The following is a 1802-nucleotide window of genomic DNA, read 5'->3' on the forward strand; positions in this document are numbered from 1 at the left end:
GCCGGTGTCCATGTCGGTCGGGCAACGGCCCCAGCCGAAAAAGTTGGGATCCGCCGTGCCGCGCGGTTCTGCCGGCGAATTGTAGAGCCCGTCGGCATCCGCCTGCCAGATCTCGATCAGCGCATCCTTGAGCGGCGTGCCGGTGCCGTCGAGCACCCGGATGCGCAGGCCGATGCGCTCGCCCTTGGTCTTGTCGTTGACCATGGTCGCGCCGAGGTCGGTCGGGTAGACGCAGCCTATGCCACCGAAATTGGGCGTCAGCCCGATATGAACGTAGGGTCCGGCGGTCTGCGAGGGGCTCTCCCTGAGCCGGTCGAGCGACTGGGCCATCAATTGCCCTCCAGCCTGTTTTCGAACCGCGACGCGCGGCGCCCGCGCAGAACGATGTCGAACTTGTAGGCGCGCGCGTCGAAGGGGATCGTCGCTTGCATGTCGAGCGTTGCGATCAGCGTCTCAATGGCCGCCTTGTCGGGGATGCCGCGCACGATCGGGCAGTGCCAGATCAGCGGATCGCCCTCGAAATACATCTGCGTGATCAGCCGCTGCGCAAAGCCGTGACCAAAGACAGAGAAATGGATGTGCGAAGGCCGCCAGTCGTTCGGCCCGTTCGGCCAGGGATAGGGACCGGGCTTGACGGTACGAAACGCATAGAAGCCATCCTCGCCTGTAATAGTTCGGCCACAACCGCCAAAATTCGGATCGAGTGGCGCCAGATAGCCATCCCTCTTATGGCGATAGCGGCCACCGGCATTGGCCTGCCAGAACTCAAGCAGCGCGCCGGGCACACCAACGCCGCGTTCGTCGAGCACCCGCCCATAGACGAGGATGCGCTCACCGAGCGCGCTCTCGCCGGGCCTGGCGAAATTGTGGATCAGGTCGGCGTCGAGTTCGCCGAGCATGGCGTGACCGAAGACCGGGCCTGCAATCTCCGATAGCGTGTTGTCGAACGACAGCGGCGCCTTTTGCGGTGAGCGCAGCACCGAGGTTTTATAGTTCGGCGTCAGAGCCGGCGGATGCCATGTCCGGTCGCGCTGGAAGAAGGCGCCGGTCTCGGGCCTCCGGGTCGAGCCGGACTCAGCGGGCATTCTGGCTCCCGTCCATTTCCGAAAACACCTCCTTGGCGATCTTGAAGGCACGGTTGGCGGCCGGCACGCCGGCATAGATGGCGACATGCAGGAACGCCTCGCAGATGTCGTCGCGCGACGCACCGGTGTTGGCGGTGGCGCGCACATGCATGGCGATCTCCTCATCATGGCCGAGTGCGGCCAGCAGCGCCAGCGTGACGATCGAACGCTCACGCTTGGTGAAGCCCGGCCGCGCCCACACGGTTCCCCAGGCAGCCTCGGTGATCAGCTCCTGGAAAGGCTGGTCGAAATCGGTGGCGGCGATTTCGGCCCGGTCGACATGCCGGTCGCCGAGTACCGAGCGCCGCACCGCGAGCCCCTTGCGATATCTGGCTGCGTCGCCGGGGACTTCATCCATGAGTTTCTGCTCCAGGGGCAAGCGACGCGATAAAACTGCGGATCAGGGCGACCAGCGCTTCGGGTTGTTCGACGCAAGGAATGTGTCCGGCGTCGCGGATGATCTCGAAGCGCGCGGCGGGGATCAGCTCGGCCAGCGAGCGGACGAGATCGGGCGGCGTCGAGCCATCCTGGTCGCCCGCGACACAGAGTGTCGGCACCGCGATGCGGCGTGCGGCATCGGTGAAATCGGCATCGCGAACGGCAACGCAGGTCCCGATGTAACCGGCGAGCGCTTGCCTGGTCATCATGTTCCTATAGCCGTCGAGCTCGGCTGGACGC

Annotated in this window: 3 protein-coding genes and 1 pseudogene; all 4 read right to left on the minus strand. The window is 65.3% G+C overall.

Features of this window, described 5'->3' with window-relative positions; genetic code table 11:
- Window positions 1-330: pseudogene (locus EOC06_RS41835) on the minus strand (protocatechuate 3,4-dioxygenase subunit alpha); the annotation flags it as partial.
- A complete protein-coding gene (gene pcaH, locus EOC06_RS06685; protein WP_127318461.1) occupies window positions 330-1085 on the minus strand; it encodes a protocatechuate 3,4-dioxygenase subunit beta in 756 nt (251 codons plus the stop codon). The pseudogene EOC06_RS41835 and the gene pcaH, both read right to left, overlap by 1 nt.
- Window positions 1075-1482, minus strand: a complete 408-nt coding sequence (gene pcaC, locus EOC06_RS06690) for a 4-carboxymuconolactone decarboxylase (RefSeq protein WP_127318459.1) — start codon at window positions 1480-1482, stop codon at window positions 1075-1077. Before pcaC ends, pcaH begins: the two co-directional genes overlap by 11 nt.
- Window positions 1475-1802, minus strand: a 328-nt coding sequence (locus EOC06_RS41840; RefSeq protein WP_245469371.1) for an alpha/beta fold hydrolase, incomplete at its 5' end; no start/stop codon positions are given. The genes pcaC and EOC06_RS41840, both read right to left, overlap by 8 nt.

It is taken from the genome of Mesorhizobium sp. M7A.F.Ca.MR.362.00.0.0 (assembly GCF_004023175.1).
In the GTDB taxonomy this organism is placed as follows: Bacteria; Pseudomonadota; Alphaproteobacteria; order Rhizobiales; family Rhizobiaceae; genus Mesorhizobium.